Source organism: Ruegeria lacuscaerulensis (assembly GCF_013033355.1).
GTDB classification, from domain to species: Bacteria; Pseudomonadota; Alphaproteobacteria; order Rhodobacterales; family Rhodobacteraceae; genus Ruegeria; species Ruegeria lacuscaerulensis_A.
In genome coordinates this window covers 20,571-38,288 of record NZ_WQDY01000002.1, presented here as the reverse complement: position 1 = coordinate 38,288, position 17,718 = coordinate 20,571, and the positions used below count along the sequence as shown (strand labels likewise).

The 17,718-nt window shown below is 53.7% G+C and carries 13 protein-coding genes, 1 tRNA gene and 2 pseudogenes; 7 read left to right on the top strand and 9 right to left on the bottom strand.

Features of this window, described 5'->3' with window-relative positions:
• The first annotated feature begins 6 nt into the window (after positions 1 to 6).
• From GOW48_RS03545 to GOW48_RS03530, 4 genes are all read left to right on the top strand, one after another.
• The gene (locus GOW48_RS03545) at positions 7 to 585 is read left to right on the top strand and encodes a Maf family protein (RefSeq protein ID WP_170751460.1); all 579 of its coding nucleotides are present in this window, start codon (positions 7 to 9) and stop codon (positions 583 to 585) included.
• Positions 582 to 1,604, top strand: a complete 1,023-nt coding sequence (locus GOW48_RS03540) for a ribonuclease E/G (protein WP_170751459.1) — start codon at positions 582 to 584, stop codon at positions 1,602 to 1,604. Before GOW48_RS03545 ends, GOW48_RS03540 begins: the two co-directional genes overlap by 4 nt.
• A complete protein-coding gene (locus GOW48_RS03535; RefSeq protein WP_170751457.1) occupies positions 1,601 to 1,783 on the top strand; it encodes a DNA gyrase inhibitor YacG in 183 nt (60 codons plus the stop codon). The genes GOW48_RS03540 and GOW48_RS03535 overlap by 4 nt, the downstream gene beginning before the upstream one ends.
• A 79-nt stretch (positions 1,784 to 1,862) precedes the next feature.
• A tRNA-Phe gene (locus GOW48_RS03530) sits at positions 1,863 to 1,937 on the top strand.
• A gap of 532 nt (positions 1,938 to 2,469) precedes the next feature.
• Here the strand turns inward: GOW48_RS03530 and GOW48_RS03525 are convergent.
• From GOW48_RS03525 to gntH, 4 genes are all read right to left on the bottom strand, one after another.
• Positions 2,470 to 3,714 carry a HupE/UreJ family protein gene (locus tag GOW48_RS03525; protein ID WP_170756372.1) on the bottom strand — a complete coding sequence of 415 codons (1,245 nt, stop codon included), beginning with the start codon at positions 3,712 to 3,714 and terminating at the stop codon, positions 2,470 to 2,472.
• 19 nt (positions 3,715 to 3,733) lie between these two features.
• Positions 3,734 to 5,503, bottom strand: coding sequence for a hypothetical protein (locus GOW48_RS03520; RefSeq protein WP_170756371.1), 1,770 nt, complete (start codon positions 5,501 to 5,503; stop codon positions 3,734 to 3,736).
• Positions 5,454 to 6,263 (bottom strand): hypothetical protein, encoded by an 810-nt coding sequence (locus GOW48_RS03515; protein WP_170751451.1) that lies wholly within the window; start codon positions 6,261 to 6,263, stop codon positions 5,454 to 5,456. Before GOW48_RS03515 ends, GOW48_RS03520 begins: the two co-directional genes overlap by 50 nt.
• Before the next feature lie 64 nt (positions 6,264 to 6,327).
• Positions 6,328 to 7,659, bottom strand: a complete 1,332-nt coding sequence (gntH, locus tag GOW48_RS03510; protein ID WP_170751449.1) for a guanitoxin biosynthesis MBL fold metallo-hydrolase GntH — start codon at positions 7,657 to 7,659, stop codon at positions 6,328 to 6,330.
• A gap of 168 nt (positions 7,660 to 7,827) precedes the next feature.
• Between gntH and GOW48_RS03505 the strand changes: the two genes are divergently transcribed.
• Positions 7,828 to 9,159 (top strand): tetratricopeptide repeat protein, encoded by a 1,332-nt coding sequence (locus GOW48_RS03505; RefSeq protein ID WP_170751447.1) that lies wholly within the window; start codon positions 7,828 to 7,830, stop codon positions 9,157 to 9,159.
• A gap of 881 nt (positions 9,160 to 10,040) precedes the next feature.
• Here the strand turns inward: GOW48_RS03505 and GOW48_RS03500 are convergent.
• Positions 10,041 to 10,237 (bottom strand): annotated as a pseudogene (locus GOW48_RS03500) (integrase); the annotation flags it as partial.
• A gap of 422 nt (positions 10,238 to 10,659) precedes the next feature.
• Here GOW48_RS03500 and GOW48_RS03495 point away from each other — a divergent pair.
• Positions 10,660 to 12,003 (top strand): phospholipase D family protein, encoded by a 1,344-nt coding sequence (locus GOW48_RS03495; RefSeq protein ID WP_234899361.1) that lies wholly within the window; start codon positions 10,660 to 10,662, stop codon positions 12,001 to 12,003.
• 59 nt (positions 12,004 to 12,062) lie between these two features.
• On the opposite strand, the gene GOW48_RS03490 is transcribed toward GOW48_RS03495, so the two are convergent.
• A complete protein-coding gene (locus tag GOW48_RS03490) occupies positions 12,063 to 13,337 on the bottom strand; it encodes a serine hydrolase domain-containing protein (RefSeq protein WP_170756369.1) in 1,275 nt (424 codons plus the stop codon).
• Positions 13,338 to 13,766: 429 nt separating this feature from the next.
• On the opposite strand from GOW48_RS03490, the gene GOW48_RS03485 reads away from it, so the two are divergent.
• A complete protein-coding gene (locus tag GOW48_RS03485; protein WP_170751441.1) occupies positions 13,767 to 15,728 on the top strand; it encodes an amidohydrolase in 1,962 nt (653 codons plus the stop codon).
• Positions 15,729 to 15,783: 55 nt separating this feature from the next.
• Here the strand turns inward: GOW48_RS03485 and GOW48_RS22380 are convergent, their stop codons facing one another.
• From GOW48_RS22380 to GOW48_RS03470, 3 genes and pseudogenes are all read right to left on the bottom strand, one after another.
• Positions 15,784 to 16,236 carry an META domain-containing protein gene (locus tag GOW48_RS22380; RefSeq protein ID WP_170751440.1) on the bottom strand — a complete coding sequence of 151 codons (453 nt, stop codon included), beginning with the start codon at positions 16,234 to 16,236 and terminating at the stop codon, positions 15,784 to 15,786.
• Positions 16,237 to 16,269: 33 nt separating this feature from the next.
• A complete protein-coding gene (locus tag GOW48_RS22765) occupies positions 16,270 to 16,470 on the bottom strand; it encodes a YbaY family lipoprotein (protein ID WP_170751438.1) in 201 nt (66 codons plus the stop codon).
• Positions 16,471 to 16,786: 316 nt separating this feature from the next.
• Positions 16,787 to 17,414, bottom strand: a pseudogene (locus GOW48_RS03470) (tyrosine-type recombinase/integrase).
• Between the last annotated feature and the right edge of the window lie 304 nt (positions 17,415 to 17,718).

The window sequence follows — 17,718 nt, the reverse complement described above, 5'->3', positions numbered from 1 at the left end:
TTTCTCATGGCGTTTATCCTCGGATCGGGCAGCCCTAGGCGGCTGGACCTGTTGGCCCAGCTTGGCGTGCAGCCCGATGCGATCCGCCCCCCTGACATCGACGAAACGCCCCTGAAGGGCGAACTTCCGGTTCCATATTGCAGCCGCATCACGCGCGAAAAAGTGCAGGCGGTGCAAGCGGATGGCGACGATATCACGCTGTGTGCGGATACCACCGTGGCGCTGGGTCGTCGTATTCTGGGCAAGCCCGAAAATGCAGGCCAAGCGGCCGAGTTTCTGCACGCCCTGTCCGGGCGTCGCCACCGGGTAATTACCTCGGTCGCGGTGCGACGCGGGGATCGGGTGCTGCAACGCGACGTGGTCTCACAGGTCAAGGTCAAACGTCTATCGGATGTTGAGATCAACGCCTATCTGGCGACAGGAGACTGGCAAGGAAAGGCGGGCGCATACGCTATCCAAGGCCCCGCTGGCGCGTTCATCCCGTGGATTTCGGGCTCGTTCACCGGTATCGTGGGTCTGCCCCTGTCTGAAACCGCCGCCCTTTTGCAAGGCATCGGCTATCCCCTATATCGTGAGGTCTCATGAAGGGTCGCACTATCGTTCTGGATCACATCAACGATCGCGAGGCGGCCGCGTTGATGGTCGACGGCAAGTTGGATGATTTCCTGATCGCCGCCGATGCGCCTGCACCGGGCACAATCTACCGTGCTCGCGCAGATCGGCCCGTAAAAGGGCAGGGCGGCATGTTCCTGTCCACGCCCGACGGCCCCGCGTTTCTGCGGCAGGTCAAGGGGCTTGCCCCCGGTGCGCTGCTGCTGGTGCAGGTGACTGGCTATGCCGAGCCGGGCAAAGCCCTGCCCGTGACCGATCGTGTCCTGTTCAAAAGCCGTTATGCGATTGTCACCCCCGACGCGCCGGGCCTGAACATCTCGCGCTCGATCCGCGATGAGGATGAGCGTGACCGCCTGCTTGAGGTCGCGCACGAGGTGATGGAAGGCAGCGATTACGGCCTGATCCTGCGCTCGTGCTGCGCGGGTGAGGATGCGGGTGAGATTGCTGAAGATATCAGCACCATGCTGGCCCACGCGGACGCTGTCGTGAATGACCCCGGAACCGAGCCGGAACTGCTGCTTGAAGGCGACGGGCCTCATGTTCTGGCCTGGCGTGACTGGACCGACCCGGCCGAGGTCGAAACCCGCGCAGGTAGTTTCGGCACCCATGGCGTGCTGGAGGCATTGGACACGGCCCGCGGTATCTCTGAGCCTTTGTCTGGCGGAGGGCGCCTCTACATTCAGCCTACACGCGCATTGGTCGCCGTCGATGTTAACACTGGTGCCGATACATCTCTGGCGGCGGGTACGAAGGCCAACTTTGCCTGCGCCAAAGCGCTTGCCCGCGCCTTGCGTGTGCGGGGTTTAGGAGGGCAGATCACGCTTGACCTGGCGCCGATGCCCAAGAAGGACCGCAGAGGATTCGAATCCGCGCTACGCTCGGCCTTCAAGACCGACCCGATCGAAACCACACTGGCAGGCTGGACGCCGCTAGGGCATTTTGAATTGCAGCGCAGACGGGCTCGGTTGCCGCTGAGCGAGGTGCTGAAATGACCTGTCCGATTTGTGCTGAAGACACTGTTCAGGCGTACCGCCCGTTTTGCTCAAAACGTTGTGCCGATCTGGACCTTGCCAAGTGGTTGAACGGTTCATATGCGGTCCCGTCTCAGAGGGAGGAAGACGTTGAGGCCGATGTTGAGGGCGAAGAAACCGCTCATTCGCGTCCGCATTGAAAAAATGTAAAAAAGGCTCTGGACACTGCCAGTGGCAAGTCATAGAACGCCTCCACCCAACGGCAGCAGCCGTTCCCGTGCCCGGGTAGCTCAGGGGTAGAGCAGTGGATTGAAAATCCTCGTGTCGGTGGTTCGATTCCGCCCCCGGGCACCACTTAAATTACAAAAAAACAGATGCTTATCGTATTTCACGCGTTCAACGCGAAGCGCGTTTTTGCGTTTGGGTGACAATTTGGGTGACAGCTGACGCGTTTTGCACCTGATTTTCTTGTAAGCGGACATTGATGGACTGCAGCACGCGCTTCGTCGCCGCGTGCTGGAGCGCAAATTCCTTTTTCTTCCAGCGTGAAGATGCGGGCAGATTGCGCTCGGGTTTCTTCCAGAACCTGCAAAGTCTAGTTGTGAATGTCCGCTTAAGGCTTATTGCGGTCCTTCGGAGTAATGATGCGGATGCCCGCAAAGTCCGCATGGCAGTCGTTCGACCTGAGCCAAGCCTCTTTATGAGGTTGTCCGTAGGCACCGAAAGGAATTTCTGAATTGTGAGTTTTGATATTGCTTAGCTTAACAAAGTGGACATTCGCTTGGCTCACGTCGAACAACCACTCTGCGGATAAAGTTGACGTTCAACAAGTCTAATTGAAGATTTGCTTACTGTACAAATCAGCGCAAGATTAACCTAACAAGTATCAGAGAAAAAACTCTGCCCGCTCCACTACCCAAACCATAGCTACCAGACTTGCACATGCGGCAACTATCGCGCGAGATCCGACCCAGATACGGCCTGGTTGTTTGCGCAACAACAGCACCAATGGCCAGACCAATAGAACGATCATGACTTGTCCCGCCTCTACTCCAACGTTGAAGGCCAACAAGCTGTGCCAAACGTTCGGCGCATCAACACGTAGAATTTGGTGCAACATGAAAGAGAACCCAAACCCGTGTAGCAACCCAATGCCCGACGTGATGGCAAATGCCTTCAGATCGCCATGTCCTTTCTCTGGCGGCCAAACAGCCATTGCAGCGGCGTAGATTATCGAAAGTGCTATTGCCAATTCGACAGTTGGGATGAACCATGCTCCGCTCGGCGCGAAGCCAAAAAATCCCAAAATCAGAGTCACCGTGTGGCCCAAGGTAAAGCCTGTGACGCGGGCGAGAAGGCTGTGCAAATTCAAGGCACCGATGATCATGCAAAGCACAAAAAGAACGTGATCGGGACCTTCCAAAATATGCCGAATTCCCTCAACAAAAAAGGTCGAAGCGGCTGCGGTCGCTGATCCGGAGACATCAACCGGGGAATGCATTAGACCCCGTGCGCGAAACGTCCGAACATCTTGCCCATTGTAGTCGAGGATCAGGTTTGCCGTTTCTTCTTGTCCAGGAAGCCCCGGATCAGAAGTGTAAGACATACTGTAGGCACCTACCTCTCCCGTAGGAAAGCGCAGATGTACGTCCACCATCACCTCGCCTACATAAATTTCTTCAGGCGTTGGGAAATTGTCTCTTTGCGCAAGTGCCGAACGGGCCTCACTAAGCGTGGCAAATCCAGATTCTTGCCCCAACGGGCGTAGTATTATCGAAACTATTTCTGCTATTTGTCGGCGACCGCCGATAGATAGCGAAAAGCCGTTTTCAGCAATACGAGCCAAACCGGACGGGTCTTTGTGAAATGCGGCCTGATCCAGGTAGTGCATGAGCACACCATCTTCGATCTGATTGTATGTGTACGGAGCGGGATCGGGCAAACCGTCCGAACCTTCGGGACCGACCAGTTCCGCGACCAAATAGGGCATCGGAAGGCGTAAATAGATATCTAACCCATCTTCTGAGTGAGCCACATGATGAATACGTACATTTTGGTTGAGATTGAAATGGGACTCTGCTCTGCCTGCGCACAAAAGGATCGTGGCAAACAAGAACGTGGCAAAAAACAACCTTACCGCAACCACAGAATTACCCTCCTGTCTTGGCGCTGATAATCGTCAGGTCATCAAGCATCCAATGGTCGCCATGCCGCGAAACGTCGAGCAAGCCACGATAAGAAACCGCTTGCCTATGCAGGTGCCCCCAATGGCCTCCGCTTACGCGGGCTGTCCAACTGGCGAGGGCCTGATGCTGGTTTCTTTCTTCGCCGGGCGTGAAACTTTCGACACTCAGTTCGGAAATTGCTTCGACGCGAGCCATGGCGCCGGAGGGCAAGGTAACTGATAAACCACGACGCATTTCTGCTTGAACCTTGTCGCGATTGATTGCTTCGACATAAGGCTCCATCGCCGCCACGGAATTATCATCTTGCGTCTCAAGCATCGTGGTCCCGATGTTGGTTAACAGCCCTTCCACGATTTGACGCGTCGCGATTTCATCCGGCTTGGGCGCCGTCGACGGGTTGCCTAGGAAATACGTGACAATCGCAGCGGCACCGAATGCCCCGGTCAGGCCAAGCAAGACCAGACGCTGACCGTTTGCACGATGCCACGAAAAATATGCGCATATCAAACATAAGAACACTAAGGCGAGCGCAAACGATGGAACCTGAGTTACGCCAGCGACGTTGACGATAACCGGGCTGGTCTTTGGGTTGGTCCAAGTTGTCAGGTGATTGTTCCAACTTACAACAGGATCGGATGCATAAATCTGCGAGGGGACCGCCCCTGCCGGATCTGAAAGGGTGATCGGAACAACATCCAAACCAACTGGGAAAAGCTCCCATGCCAGATCAACTCGGTTCGGCAAAGTCGAAACCGGATAAGAAAGGACGACGCCCAGTAACATCGTCTTTCGGTTTGCCTCGGCTTGATCCGGAAGAACACGCAAACCTTCGGCACCAACTTTGATACGCGAGACCTGCACCGTTTCCGGTTTCATCGGCTTGCCGTCGACGGCGAGAGGGTTTCTCGTCTCAAAAAAGTCCGACACGCTAGACTTGATCCGGGCGACATCATCTGTGGTCAGTCGGTCAGCATCGCCAAAGCCCAAGTTCACCCAAGTCTCAAGGTCTTTCAAACGCAGTATGACCTCGTGCCGGACGACACGCGGTTCCATCGCAAGAAAAGACATCATCGGAGATTTGTGGTGGCGAGTGAGGTTTGGATTCTCAAACTTGCTAAACCAAGGGTCTTCCCAGTCCGGCAGCATTGTTTCAGCCTGCGACAAATAGCGATAATCTGTTACTGGAACGCCCATATGCTCGGCCACAACGCCAAGTGAAGCCAAGGGAATCCCGTGTGGACTTAGGGGGGGAATGAACGTGATCTGTTCCGGCTTGCCATTGAACGGAAACTCCATGTCCACGTAGACGACATTTTCGCTACGCGGTCGCGGTCGATACAGAGTGCTCGCTGCTGTTTGCCGGGAAATTCTGGGGCGCACATCAATCGTATTCGTTGTGCTGATCAGTTTCTCTTCGTCTGCCCAGATCTGAAGGTTTTGCCCCGTACGCCCAGCCAGTGACGTTCCCGAACCATCATCTGGAATGACGAATAGGGGATAGTCGTTCAAATCGACCTCAAGGAGAACCCGCACATGATCAGGCTGCACCGAAAGCTCAACAAAGTTCGGCGCGGTTTCTCCGCCGTAGGGGGACACGAGGTCCGCAATCGATTGGCTTGCCCCAAACGCAAGACTCGCAAGTACTGAGCCCAACCGAACCCATGTTTTACTGTATTCGCCAATCTTAGAAATGAAACGCGACGGCAGCATAGATACCATTCTGGTCCACATCATAGGCAAACTCCCCATCCGAACGGTCGGTGGAAAAGTCGATTCCATAGAACTGATAGCCAAACCGCAGGGACGTGTTTTCCCAGCCTTTCCAATCAAACCCAGCCAGAACCAGGTATTGCAGGTCATCACCATTCACACCGAAACCACTCAGTTCAGCCCGGCTGGCGAAACTCCATTTGTCGTTGATTTCCGTGATATATCGAAGTGCGATCATTGGTTCGAGCCATTCTTCTGTCCCACCCAACGTCATACCTGGGCCGGGGCCCGCAAAGTCGATTTCCTGTTTGATCCGGTTCCACTGAACCCCAATTGCGGCATCCGCTGCATAGCGTTGGCCCGAGGCATTTACTCCGTTCGCAAACCGGTAAGCGCCCTGCACGTTGGCGAAGGTCTGCCGGACATCAACATCAACGTCCACCCTTCCACCGGGTAGAGTTCCATCTCCGCCAAGCTTTACGTAGTAAACTTCAGAAATGATCCCGAAGTCGCCGTTCCAGCCCTCGTAACGTACTGAAGCAGCGCCTTGCAGCACGTCCAGCACCTCGCTGAGGTTCAAGTCGAAATCGACGCTTGTTCCATCTATAGTTGACGTGCCCGTCGTGCGGAGCGGAAGGAACAAATAGGGCGTGATTGAGTGTCGCCAACCGCCTTCATCCTCTTCAGAACGTGCAAGTGACTGGGCGTTTGCTGCGTGGGATATGGCGGCAAGCAGCCATCCAACGCAGACCAAATAGCGAAAAATCAATGAGGTATGTCGCATAGAGAGTTCCGATCAGAATTGAAGGAACCGGCGCGTTATGAAGACGCGCCGGTCAAATTAAACTTTATTCATCGCCCGGATACGGGAACTCTTGGCCCAACACTTCTGACGCCTCCTCGTAGATCGGACGCAAGACGTCATCTACATCGTCAACACCCCCGAGTGTGAACTCTGAGAACGTGAGAACATCTTGCGGCACACCAGCTTTTTCAGAAAAATTAACCCGATCCCGCATGTCGGGTGCCTGCGCCGGAGCAGCCAATGGCGGTGCCCAAGTTCTTTCTTCAGTTGCGGCCATGCGGATGGTTATGTCGTCCTTGGTGACGTTCCAAACCATAAAATCGTCTGCGAGACTGAGCGGGCCGTCGTAAGTTGACCGAATACGCTGGTAGACCGAGTTGACCGTGTCGAAATCGTTGAAGAAGTGATACGCAACAGCCATTCGTGGTTGGATGTCACTCATCACCTTTCCAAAGGCTTCAGGCGCTGTGTGGACTTGGGTTCCAACCAGCAGTGCCGACTCAGGTGTAAACTTCATCTTGGTGACCAGTTCAGGTACGGCGATGAAACACTCGTGAATCGCGAGATCTGCGTTCTTTGCGTATTCCTTGAACCATTTGTTCGGATAGGTGTCCGAGCTGAAGACAAACTTCAGCCCATTCCACTCCAAAGCATAGCTAACCGAACCATCAATCGCGTGGATTGCTGGGAAGGAGCGGATCGTTACGCCATTGTTCTCGTAGACCACCTGGTTTTCACCTTTGTAGTCGAATTCGTTGATTTCCAAGCTGTATCCGCGAAAATCAGTATTGCCAGCACGCGCGGCGAGGTCCCAGGTCAACATCCGTCGCATGTTTTCAAGCGCATAGGCTGTCCCTAACTCTTCCACGGGACCGCTTGGTCCCCAAACCCGCAACGGAATATTCCGCCCCATCAATGCGCCACCGATGAACAAGTCATGCAACGCGCCGAAATGGTCAGTATGAAGATGGCCGATGAAGACCTTGTTCAAATAATTGTACGGGATTTGCAGGGAAGAAATTCGCTCGGCCGATCCCGAGCCAATGTCGAACAAGAACTTGTCTCCGTTGCCCAGTTCCACAAGGAAACACGCTGCAGCCTGAGCAGCCCGCGTAGTAGGCATTCCGGTTCCACACGCGATGACCCGCATCTCGTCTTCGGCGAGATCTTCAGTATTGGGGTAGTACACATCGCGAGGGCGATCACGCACCATCGTAGGAGAAACTTCTTCTGTTTCCTGCGCGTATGCTGCCGAAGGGGCAATTAAATCGATGACTGCTTCAGTGACCGATTGTGGAGAAATAGCCCAAGCGCCAAATATCACGCCGATTGCGAAGTGCTTGCTAAGCCTCTCGTAATTCATACGTTGTGTCATGTGTAATCCTCCCGTCGCTTAGTAGATTGGCATGCTGGGAATGCGGATTTTCGCGCTCCGGCTCGCTGTTTTGGTTACAAGTCTGAGGCTTAGGAAACATTCACGTAAGTGACTCACGGTGAATATCGGCGTGACTCACGCGTCATTAATTGCAAAAATAAGAATGTGATGAGGTATTCCAAAGACATTTCGGACCGTGAAAAGCGCGCCGCCCTTGGCAGGTTGCTTGTTGACGCTCATCTGGATGGATCCGATAGACTTCAGGCGTTCCTGACGTACATCGTCGAAGAAGAACTTGCTGGTCGAGGAGACCAAATTCGCAGCAAGACTATCGCTCAAGATGTCTATGACCGCGATACCTCGGAGGGGACCGATCCGGAAAACATCGTTCGAGTCGACGCGCGGCGACTTCGCCAGTTCTTGGAACTGCATTACGAGGGCATCGGAAAAGATGATCCGGTACGGCTGTGTATCGATAGCGGTGGATATCGGCCGCGGTTCGAAAGTGTTTCAGAAACAACCGCTGTATCAATCTCAAAAAAGGCCCTACGCTTTGGACTGCCCGTAGGGGCGTTCACCATTGGGGCCGTCGTCGGTGCGTTGGTTGCAGTTGGTCTTGCCCAAGATGGACAAGAAACTGTTGCTGCCGAAGTGATTGGTTTATCTGCAACTGATCCCAACACGCACTTGCAGCGCGCAGCAATTTACGAAAAATCCCCTGCTGCATTACAAGCATTCAATTTGGCGCAACAAGCACGGACAATGATATTTCCGGTCTTCGACCGACAGCGCCAGTTGCTGGTTCTGTCCGTTTTCGAAGGCGTGATCGAGATCGATCCAGAATATTTCGGCGGATATGCCGGTGCAGCGCAGGCCCTCGCGTCCCTTGCGGTGATAACTCCGCCGTCAGACACCAAGAACGACTATGCGGATGCCGCCATGAAGATGGCGAGCCAAGCGGTTAGCCTTGCCCCAGACCAAGCCTGGAGCCAGTCCGCAAAAAGCTGGGCCAGTTTCGCCAATCGCGATTATGACGCCGCGCTGCAACTCGGTAGGCGGGCCTCAAAACTTGATCCTAACGATGGCGCCGTTCTCGACTTTCTCGGTGCCGTGGCGATGTTTACTGGCGAGTTTGGCGAAGCTATTGAAACGGCCGACAGGCTTTCTCTGCTAGATTCCAGAAACCAAAGGTTTGCAAATCGAAACATTTCCGGCGCGACGCATTTTCATCTGGGTGAATATCAAACAACGGTAGAACGCTTTGAAGAGGCAAAGCAACTTGGCGATCCACTCAGCGCACCTTCACTTGCATATGTAACGGCGGCGCTGTCAGCTATGGGGCAAGACCATGCGGCTAAAGCCAAACTAGCTGAACTTGAGCGTGCTTGGCCGGACGCACCAATCGGCGCGATGCTCAAAAGTATCCACAAAGATGTCGAGCATGCAGAAGCCGTACTGCGCGAGTTACGTAAACAAGGCTGGGTAAGCCCTGTCCAATAGGAATTGTGTACAACAAAGAGGTACAAGGCGAAGGTCGAAACAATCTTCACCGGCGCCGGTACTCCAGTCAAAAATAGTCTCACCAGCGCGGTGTCGGGATCGATATCGGAAAGCCAGAAAAGGGGCCTTTGCTTGGGAACCTGACTTTCGCCGCAGAACAGCGTTTGAAAGGCGTTCTTGTCGAAGCGGACATTTGAGATCGCAAAATGCAATAAGTCGCCGAAGTTTTTTGAGCTGCACCAACAAAGACAAGATGGCCAGCCCTGTCACCAGCTCGAATTTCGAACAGATAAGGCTTCACCTAGTTCCCAAGCTGCCAGTCAGTAAATCGCCTCATCATCAAATTCTTCGAAATGCTCATCTTCATCACCGACATCCCTATCGTCGATAGCCGGTGGGTCGCCGAACTCCGCAAATTCTGCGCGAAGTCTCATCGCATGGAGACTGTCCACGCGCCGTCGCGACATTGCGCTGTCGATAGCTTCGATACTCGCATCCAATGAGAAAAATCTGATATTGCGCTGGTGAAGAATTGAGAAATACGGATGGTTCTCGATATGATCAAGCGTAGCCCCTGGGATGATGCCCAGTCGCGGACCTGCATAGGGCCACGCCGTACTTTCTAAACCGGCGCCGCTTATTGATTGGTTCCAAACGGCTTGATCGATGGGACCACGTACCAAACCTCGATCGGCGGCCTGACTTATGAGGAGGGCACACATCGGATCTTCAACATGAAAGAGAGGGGTGAGCACCCCTCCGGTGATACGAATGTTGAGCGCAAGCGCCATGAACAAAAACCAGATAAGTTTGCCGCTTCGATCTTCCATTGCGAGGGTGGGAATACGATGATCAATGAAACCTCGCACGCTCTCGACGTCCTTGCTTTTTGCCAAGTCACATCCAAGCAGTTTGCTGTCGATCGCTAAGTTGAGCAGAGCGAGATCGCGATGGTTCTCAGCCAGCTCAAGTCGGCCCAGACGTGCTTTGGTATCAGCGGTCGTTTTTGACCGACGATGCGGCCCTTGCTCCATGCAGGGCGCAGAGCGCGAATGGCTGGTAGGTTTGGTGTTTCCATGACTGATCCTCCGATCAGCCATGCCCTCCCACAACGACAACACGACGTTGACCGGTCCAGCCTATCACGTCATGCTGCGCTGCCTCCGAGGTCAGCTCCGAGCCCAAAGTGGACAAAGCTCAGTTCTCTGTCTGTTGTTTGGACCTAAACTCTTGAAAAACTGTCTGTCGATAGGTCAATCTCAACTATAAGGCAAATCCAACTTGCCATTTGTGGAACCCTGAATGCGGCTGATCAGAACATGTTTGATTTTGGTAGCGGTGATCGCAGTGATCATTATGGGGTTACGACTGACATTTCCGCTTCCTGAGGAAAACTTTTCTGAGCCAACGTTTAAGCAAGATGCCGATTGGGACGGACCATTAGGTGCAACAATAAAAAATGCACTTGAACGCAATCCCGGGCTAGACGGTGTAAGGCCGTTGGGAAATGGACGCGCAGCCTTTGCGGCCCGGGCGATCCTTGCAAGAGAAGCGACATCCTCAATCGATGCTCAGTACTATATCTGGCAAGATGACGTGACCGGCCTCATGCTTCTGGAAGAGCTTAGGGCAGCAGCAGAGCGCGGTGTCCGTGTCAGATTATTGGTCGATGACAACGGCATTCCCGGATTGGATGAATTGCTCGCCGAACTGAACGCTCTGCCAAATGCAAATGTTCGCATTTTCAATCCGTTCACTTTGAGAAACCCAAAACTTCTGTCCTATGCATTTGACTTTGGGCGCCTGAACCGGCGGATGCACAATAAATCAATGACTGTGGACGGAGTCGCCACGATTGTTGGAGGGCGCAACATTGGTGACATCTATTTCGACTACGGTGCAGGAACGCATTATCTTGATGTGGACGCGATAGCTATTGGCCCGATTGTAGATGAGGTGTCGCAATCATTCGACGCATATTGGAACAGTGCTTCCGCGTACGACGCGGAGTTATTTTTGGAGCCTCCGTCGGGAAAAAGTCTGAAAACGAAGGCAGACGCCGCGCGCCAGACTGCGGTTGGCGCAGGTTATCAAAGGGCTATTCAGGAAAATGAACTGGCCGACCGGATATCGGCGCGCGATCTGAAATTCGAATGGAGCGAAGTCACTCTTTTCGTCGACGATCCGTCAAAAGGGCTGGGCGAAGTCGAGAGTGAAGATCTGATTGTCGAGCAACTTATCGAATTCGCCAAAACCTCTGAGACCTCGCTAGACCTTGTCTCAGCCTATTTCATTCCGGGCGAAAGAGGCGCGGAGGTTTTGGAGGGGTTGGCAGAGTCCGGAGTGAAGGTCCGCATTCTGACCAACTCATTGGATGCCACGGATGTTATGCCCGTTCACGCGGCCTATATGCGTTACAGGGAAGACTTGTTGAACAGCGGTGTAGAGTTGCTAGAGCTTCGAGCTTTGCGGCGTGAACATCGTGAGCGCAGCTTGCCCGAGATGCTGGCCGGATCGGCCTCCGGTCTACACGCAAAAGTCTTTGGATCGGATGGAGAACGGATCTTCATAGGCTCTTACAACCTCGACCCCAGATCCGCGCGGCTGAATACAGAAATGGGCCTTATGATCGAAAGCCCAAAGATTGCTGCATCGCTCGCGGAGCAAATGAACCGGCGTGAGTTTTCTTATCGAGTCGAACTTAACGACAGCGGCGAGATGATATGGCTGCAAGAAGAGCAGGATGGGACAGTCACCATTCATACCGCAGACCCGGAAACCACTGGTTTACAGCGTGCCCTGACGGCCGTGGTCAGGTGGCTGCCGGTCGAATGGATGCTCTAGTCACCAAACGACCGACTATACATTGGCCTGCGGCCAGAGACGCCAGTGCGTGATCTGACCTACAGGGAATTCACAATGGCCCTGGCGTAAGCTTCCATGTCGATACTCGCACCTCCGGTTGCGTACCAAACGACGACTGCGTCTTTTCCTGGCGAGACATAGATGCCTTGGCCATTCATCCCACTTTTGTAGAAATCGCCATCGGCAAAAACGGCATCCCATTGGTATGCGTTTGCCATCGGTTGTTCACGGAATGCTTCGGAAAGGTGTGGGCCGAGTGTTCCCTTGATGTAGTTTTCGACGATACCCGCTTTTTGGATCGTGTCGATCATCTTTTCAGATACAATGCGGTCCGCCGCTGTCTTGTCCCAGCTTGGCGTGTAGAGCAGACCAATCTTTGCCATGTCGATCAAGCGGCTGCTGATCAGACCGTGTATGATACCGTTTCCTTGAGGTGACAGCGCAAGGGTGGCGTCGCCAGTCATTCCCGCTTTGCTCCAAACCCGCTCCGTGATCGCTTCACCAAGTCGCTGGTTGGTAACGGCTTCGATGACGAGGCCAAGCATTTGTGTATTTGCAGAGGAGTACTCGAAGGCCTCAGCCGGTTCCCGCAGCTTGGGTATGGCAAACAGGGCTTCGTTATGCGTTTGCAGGAGGCCTGCTTCGTTCGGAACACCAACCTCAGCTCTGACAAAACGCCCATATGGCGTATCGCCTTTGCGCGAGAGGGGGTTCTCTTCCAGATCCAAACCAGACTGCATGTTCAGGACGTCGATGACTTTTATGCTCTCCCAGGCTGTTCCCTTGGTGCCCTCGACATAGTCGCCAACCGTTTTCTGAACGTCGATCTTACCCTCATCTTCCAATTGACCAATCAGCAAGCTCGAAAGGATCTTTGCATTGGACATCCAGACGTGGTTGTCCGTCCGACGCATTCCCGGGTAAACCTCGTAAGCGATTTCGCCGTTGTGAAGAACCATAACGCCCTGCACCGTGGAATTATCGGCATTAATCATCTCGTCGAGCGAGACAGCATTGCCATCAGCGCCCGGGACGCTCGTGGCGCCTATGGCATCGTTAAGGTTTGTCGCAAGCATCGCAACGGCCCCGTCGCGGCGAATAACCGAACTTGGCAGGAACTCGGCGAGGTTCATGTACGAAAACGCCCCGGCTTCGGTAATGTCGAGGAACTTCTGCAAATTCCATTCAGAGCTCAGGTCGTAGGCTTGCTTGGCTGTGTAACCATTCCTCAAGTCGCGGATGGAAAAGTCTTCTCGCGGCGTCGCGTATGGGTCGTCTTCAGCATGGACAGGAGAAGTTCCAAGGTTTTGCATAATCAAACCTCCAATAAGCGCAAAAACTGGAAAATTGGACTTTGAAAGTAACGAAGTGTTTGGCATCGCAGTATCGCTCCAAATGAGTTGTAGCTGAAGTACGGCCGCAGTCGGCTGGTGAAAATCTGGTTTTCAAAGAACTGAACAACGTAGTTTTACGAGGCAAAGCATAGTCCGTTTTCTCGGGTATTCGAGAATTACTGCCGTTCTACGCTGCCTGGTGAAATTCCAACGTTGTTTCCAATGCAGTCATTCTGCGAATTTGGGCGAATTACTGCTGTGAGCCCACAGCGGGCAACAAAAGTGGCTTTCAAGTTTGGGTTGCTCAGTCAGTATTGAGTGACTGAGGGCTTAGGTTGACACATGGCAGATCAGCCTGCTCTGATCGAAGCAATTTATTTACGTCCGTAATCCCATTCGGAGGCATCAATGAAGTTCTTTAAGTCTCTCACAGTATTCGCTTTCGCTTTCCTGCCGCTTCATAGCGCTGCACAGTCCCCCTCATTGCAAGACGCCTTCGAGCGTTTCCCTGAGTTTCCCGGCACAACGGTCTACGTCGGTGGAAAAGTTCTCACCATGAATCCGGACGCCCCGGTGGCTGAAGCGGTGGCGGTCAGGAACGGTCGAATTACTGACGTTGGCACCCTGGAGGAAATCGAGGGTCGCCTACCCGAAGGTAGCTATGCAATTGACCGCAGCTTTGAAGACAAGGTCATGGTGCCCGGGTTTATTGAACAGCATTTGCACCCGCTTCTGGGCGCACTTGCGATGATGTCGGATGCCATCATTTCCATCGAGGACTGGCAATCGCCGGCCGGATTTGCGCCTCTTGCCAATAGCGAGGAGGAGTTTCGCGCACGCCTGTCCGAGGTCATCAACACATATGATCCAAGCAGCGGGCGGCCGTTGATGGTCTGGGGGTATCACGCGTCGTGGCACGGGGACATGAGCCGTACGATTTTAGACGAACTGGCCCCCGACATTCCGCTGGCTGTATGGCAGCGCTCTACCCACGAGATGTACTTCAACTCGGTGGCCCTCGAACAACTGGATATCACCGAAGAATACATTGCCAGCTGGTCAAGCGAGTTGGCCCGGTCTCAAGCCAACCTTGAAAAAGGCCTCTTCCTTGAAGCTGCATTCTGGGAGCATGTGTTCTTTGAGAAGTTTGCTCCGGCCTATGCGTCTATCGACAGGGTCATGGAGGCGCTGGAGTTCACAGAGGACTATTATCACCGCAGCGGGATCACGACCCTTGCAGAGCCTGCTGGCCCTGTGGATCAAAACGCCCAAGCTCTGGTGGCGGAAGCGTTCGGTCCAGACGACACACCATTCAACTTTTATTTTATTCCCGACGGTCGAACGCTTGGGAGTATGTTTCTGAACACAGTGGGCCCCGAAAAAGTACTGGCCGAGACCGAAGCTGTGCTGGCGTGGAGCGAAGGCCGAACCCAGTTCCTACCTAAGCAAGTCAAGCTGCTTTTGGATGGTGCGATCTTCAGTGAACTAATGATAATGCGCGACGGCTATCTGGACGGGCATGAAGGTCAGTGGATCATGACGCCCGATTTCTTCAAGCAGGTTTTCGACCTTTATTGGGACGCAGGTTTTCAGGTCCATGTTCACACTCTAGGAGACGGCGGTCTGGACATCCTTCTTGATGCCCTTGAAGCCGCCATGCAGCGCAACCCGCGATATGACCATCGCACTGTCGTTGTACACTTTGGCTACGCCCAACCAGATCAGATCGCACGTATTAAACGTCTTGGCGCGATCGTCAGCGGCAATTCCGTTTATACGCCGACGCTCGCAGATCGGTACGCCGCAGGCAGCGTTGGTAGTGATCGCACAGAGCGCATGGTGCCTTTAGGCGATGCCGTTCGGGCAGGTATCCCCTTTTCGATGCACTCGGACATGCCGATGGCTCCTGCGGAGCCGCTGAAGTACATGTGGGCTGCTGTCAATCGGATATCCACGAGTGGTCGCGTCGTTGGTCCGGACCAGCGCATCAGTGCTGAAGATGCTTTGGAAGGTATCACCATTGGCGCAGCCTATTCACTGCAATTGGAGGATGAGATCGGTTCCATCGAGCCCGGCAAACTGGCCAACTTCACAATCCTTGAAGAAAATCCGCTAACTGTGGATCCTTTGACGCTGGCCGATATCAATGTGTGGGGAACTGTACTTGAAGGCCGTCTACAGCCCGCTCCTCCTGCAGCGGGAGAAGACAATGACGAAGCCGATGCAGGCCAGTTGATCGATAATCCGGAACGAGTGTTGATGGCGTCACTACGCCACGCACGCAGTAAGGCCCACTATCACGATCACTCGCAATCAAAGCCGTCCAACGTCTATGATCCGCTCGGGATTTCGACCTTTGATTCCCGCTGATATTGGCTTGAACAAGTCGGCTGATTGTCCCAGATCGCTCCAATAGGCGCGGTACCTATTCTGGCAATTTACGCAGACGCAGAACCGTCGCTCCCGCTGCATTCCTGAGCGCCAGGTTTGTTCCGTTTATCACGTAGGCCACTGCCTCGGACAAGGCTTGGATCGTATCTTGTTCAAGCTTTTCTTGATCCTCCGGGCACGCCATCTTCGTTCCTGCGAAGTTGCCCGGCATGCTGAACTCACCGTTGGCTGCGTCAAGGGTTCCCGTAAACCGGTTACACCCACCGTAAAGGCCAAACTGGCCGTCTTGTTCAACTGTCAAGGAAGGAGGGTTATCAACTATCAGCATACGCCCTGCGATCTCATAGACTTCCCAATTGATATCGTAGATCGATTGGTCTGGGTCGTTGCCGCCCGCTCTCCTTGGCATCATCTCTAAAACGAGTTCAGCAGAATTTGGTGCGCCACGGGTGAGCACAGGTGTCGCCGTCGTAGAACGAAACTTCACGTGACCGTCTGAAATGATCCTGGCAGCCACTGTCTAGGTATGGCGCTCATCGATGAGATCTGTGTCGTAGGCAATTTCAACTGTTCTGGGGACACCCGCAAGTTTGAACCTCTGGGAAGACAGGCTAACCGAAGGGGCATCAGCACGCGAAGTGTCGAGTAGTTCGACTTCTAAAACGGCGTCAGGCGGCAGCGCGATGCGTTCCTGGTAGGTCACTGTGGTTTTCACATGCATTGTCTCGGCGCCTCCAGACGAAGCGATTGAGAATAGGACAGCTGAAAATATCGCAGTCAGAATGTGTTTAAGCATTGAGAAAGGTTCTCCGAAAAATGTTCAGAAACCAACAGACTACGCGGATCTAAGAAACGCAAGAACAGACTCTTGGACATGTCTCTTTGTGCCCGCTTTGTCCGCTTGCCGTGAGATCACTAAACCCCGGAATTCACTTGCGCGGTGAACGGCAGGAATACGGGCAGCAGCCGCAGCATTCGAGGGATGCACTGGATGTCTCCTTTGGGCCGCCAATGAAGGCGACCCAAATACGCTAGATTTAAATGGCTTCCGCGATGGCCAAAGCATCCTCCAGTTCAACACCCAAGTACCGGACGGTGCTGTCCCCCTTGGGGTGACCGAGAAGAAGCTGAACTGCTCGAAGGTTGCCAGTCTTCTTGTATATCTGGGTGACCTTGGTTCGGCGCATCGAATGGGTGCCATGGGCACTCGCCTTGAGCCTGATTGACGTAACCCAGTCACGAACAATCCGTGCATACTGTCGGGTCGAGATGTACAGGCACTCATGGAACCTACCCGGTCACAGGTATTTCGAGCCGACCATGAGTTTATCTTCCATCCATTTCTCAACCGACATACGTGTGCCTTCAGAAATCTCGAAGTGCACCGGTTTCTGCGTTTTGCTTTGCAAAACCGAAGCCCGTTCTTTGATCTGACCAGACGCCATGACGTCCACGACTTTCATCTTCACCAGGTCACTTCCGCCCAGTTTGCCGTCGATGGCCATATTGAAAAGTGCGAGATCACGGTGATTCTCGGCCAATTCAAATCGAACACGGATCGCCCAAAGATGCTTTGGTTTCAACGGTCGTTTCTGACCCACGATGCGGCCTTTGTTCCATGCAGGGCGAAAGGGTGCGAATGGCTGGTAAGTTTGGCGTTTGCATGAATGATTCTCCGATCCGCCATGCCTTCCCACAACGACAACCCGACGTTGACCACGCCAACATATCACATGATGCTGCGCTGCCTCCGAAGTCTGGAATAAGCCCAATGTGGACGTTCGGATGCAGTACAAAACCAGATACTGTTGAACTCAAAACACTGTATGTGACTTCAAGTGGAAACACGAAGAACGCCACGTTGTTAAGTTCACGAAACTATCCAGTTAGCCTGAAAATTAGACGCTCCTTCTAAAGGCAGCTTCCAACCAAGCCTGAATGACTTGAAAAATCTGATCTATGCGTAAAA

Bases quoted from the DNA above. Each gene is read 5' to 3' on its own strand.
- gntH (WP_170751449.1), bottom strand. From the start codon at position 7,659: ATGACACAACGTATGAATTACGAGAGGCTTAGCAAGCACTTCGCAATC.
- GOW48_RS03505 (WP_170751447.1), top strand. From the start codon at position 7,828: ATGAGGTATTCCAAAGACATTTCGGACCGTGAAAAGCGCGCCGCCCTT.
- GOW48_RS22765 (WP_170751438.1), bottom strand. From the start codon at position 16,470: ATGCATGTGAAAACCACAGTGACCTACCAGGAACGCATCGCGCTGCCG.
- GOW48_RS03515 (WP_170751451.1), bottom strand. From the start codon at position 6,263: ATGCGACATACCTCATTGATTTTTCGCTATTTGGTCTGCGTTGGATGG.
- GOW48_RS03535 (WP_170751457.1), top strand. From the start codon at position 1,601: ATGACCTGTCCGATTTGTGCTGAAGACACTGTTCAGGCGTACCGCCCG.
- GOW48_RS03545 (WP_170751460.1), top strand. From the start codon at position 7: ATGGCGTTTATCCTCGGATCGGGCAGCCCTAGGCGGCTGGACCTGTTG.
- GOW48_RS03540 (WP_170751459.1), top strand. From the start codon at position 582: ATGAAGGGTCGCACTATCGTTCTGGATCACATCAACGATCGCGAGGCG.
- GOW48_RS03485 (WP_170751441.1), top strand. From the start codon at position 13,767: ATGAAGTTCTTTAAGTCTCTCACAGTATTCGCTTTCGCTTTCCTGCCG.
- GOW48_RS03490 (WP_170756369.1), bottom strand. From the start codon at position 13,337: ATGCAAAACCTTGGAACTTCTCCTGTCCATGCTGAAGACGACCCATAC.
- GOW48_RS03520 (WP_170756371.1), bottom strand. From the start codon at position 5,503: ATGATGTGGACCAGAATGGTATCTATGCTGCCGTCGCGTTTCATTTCT.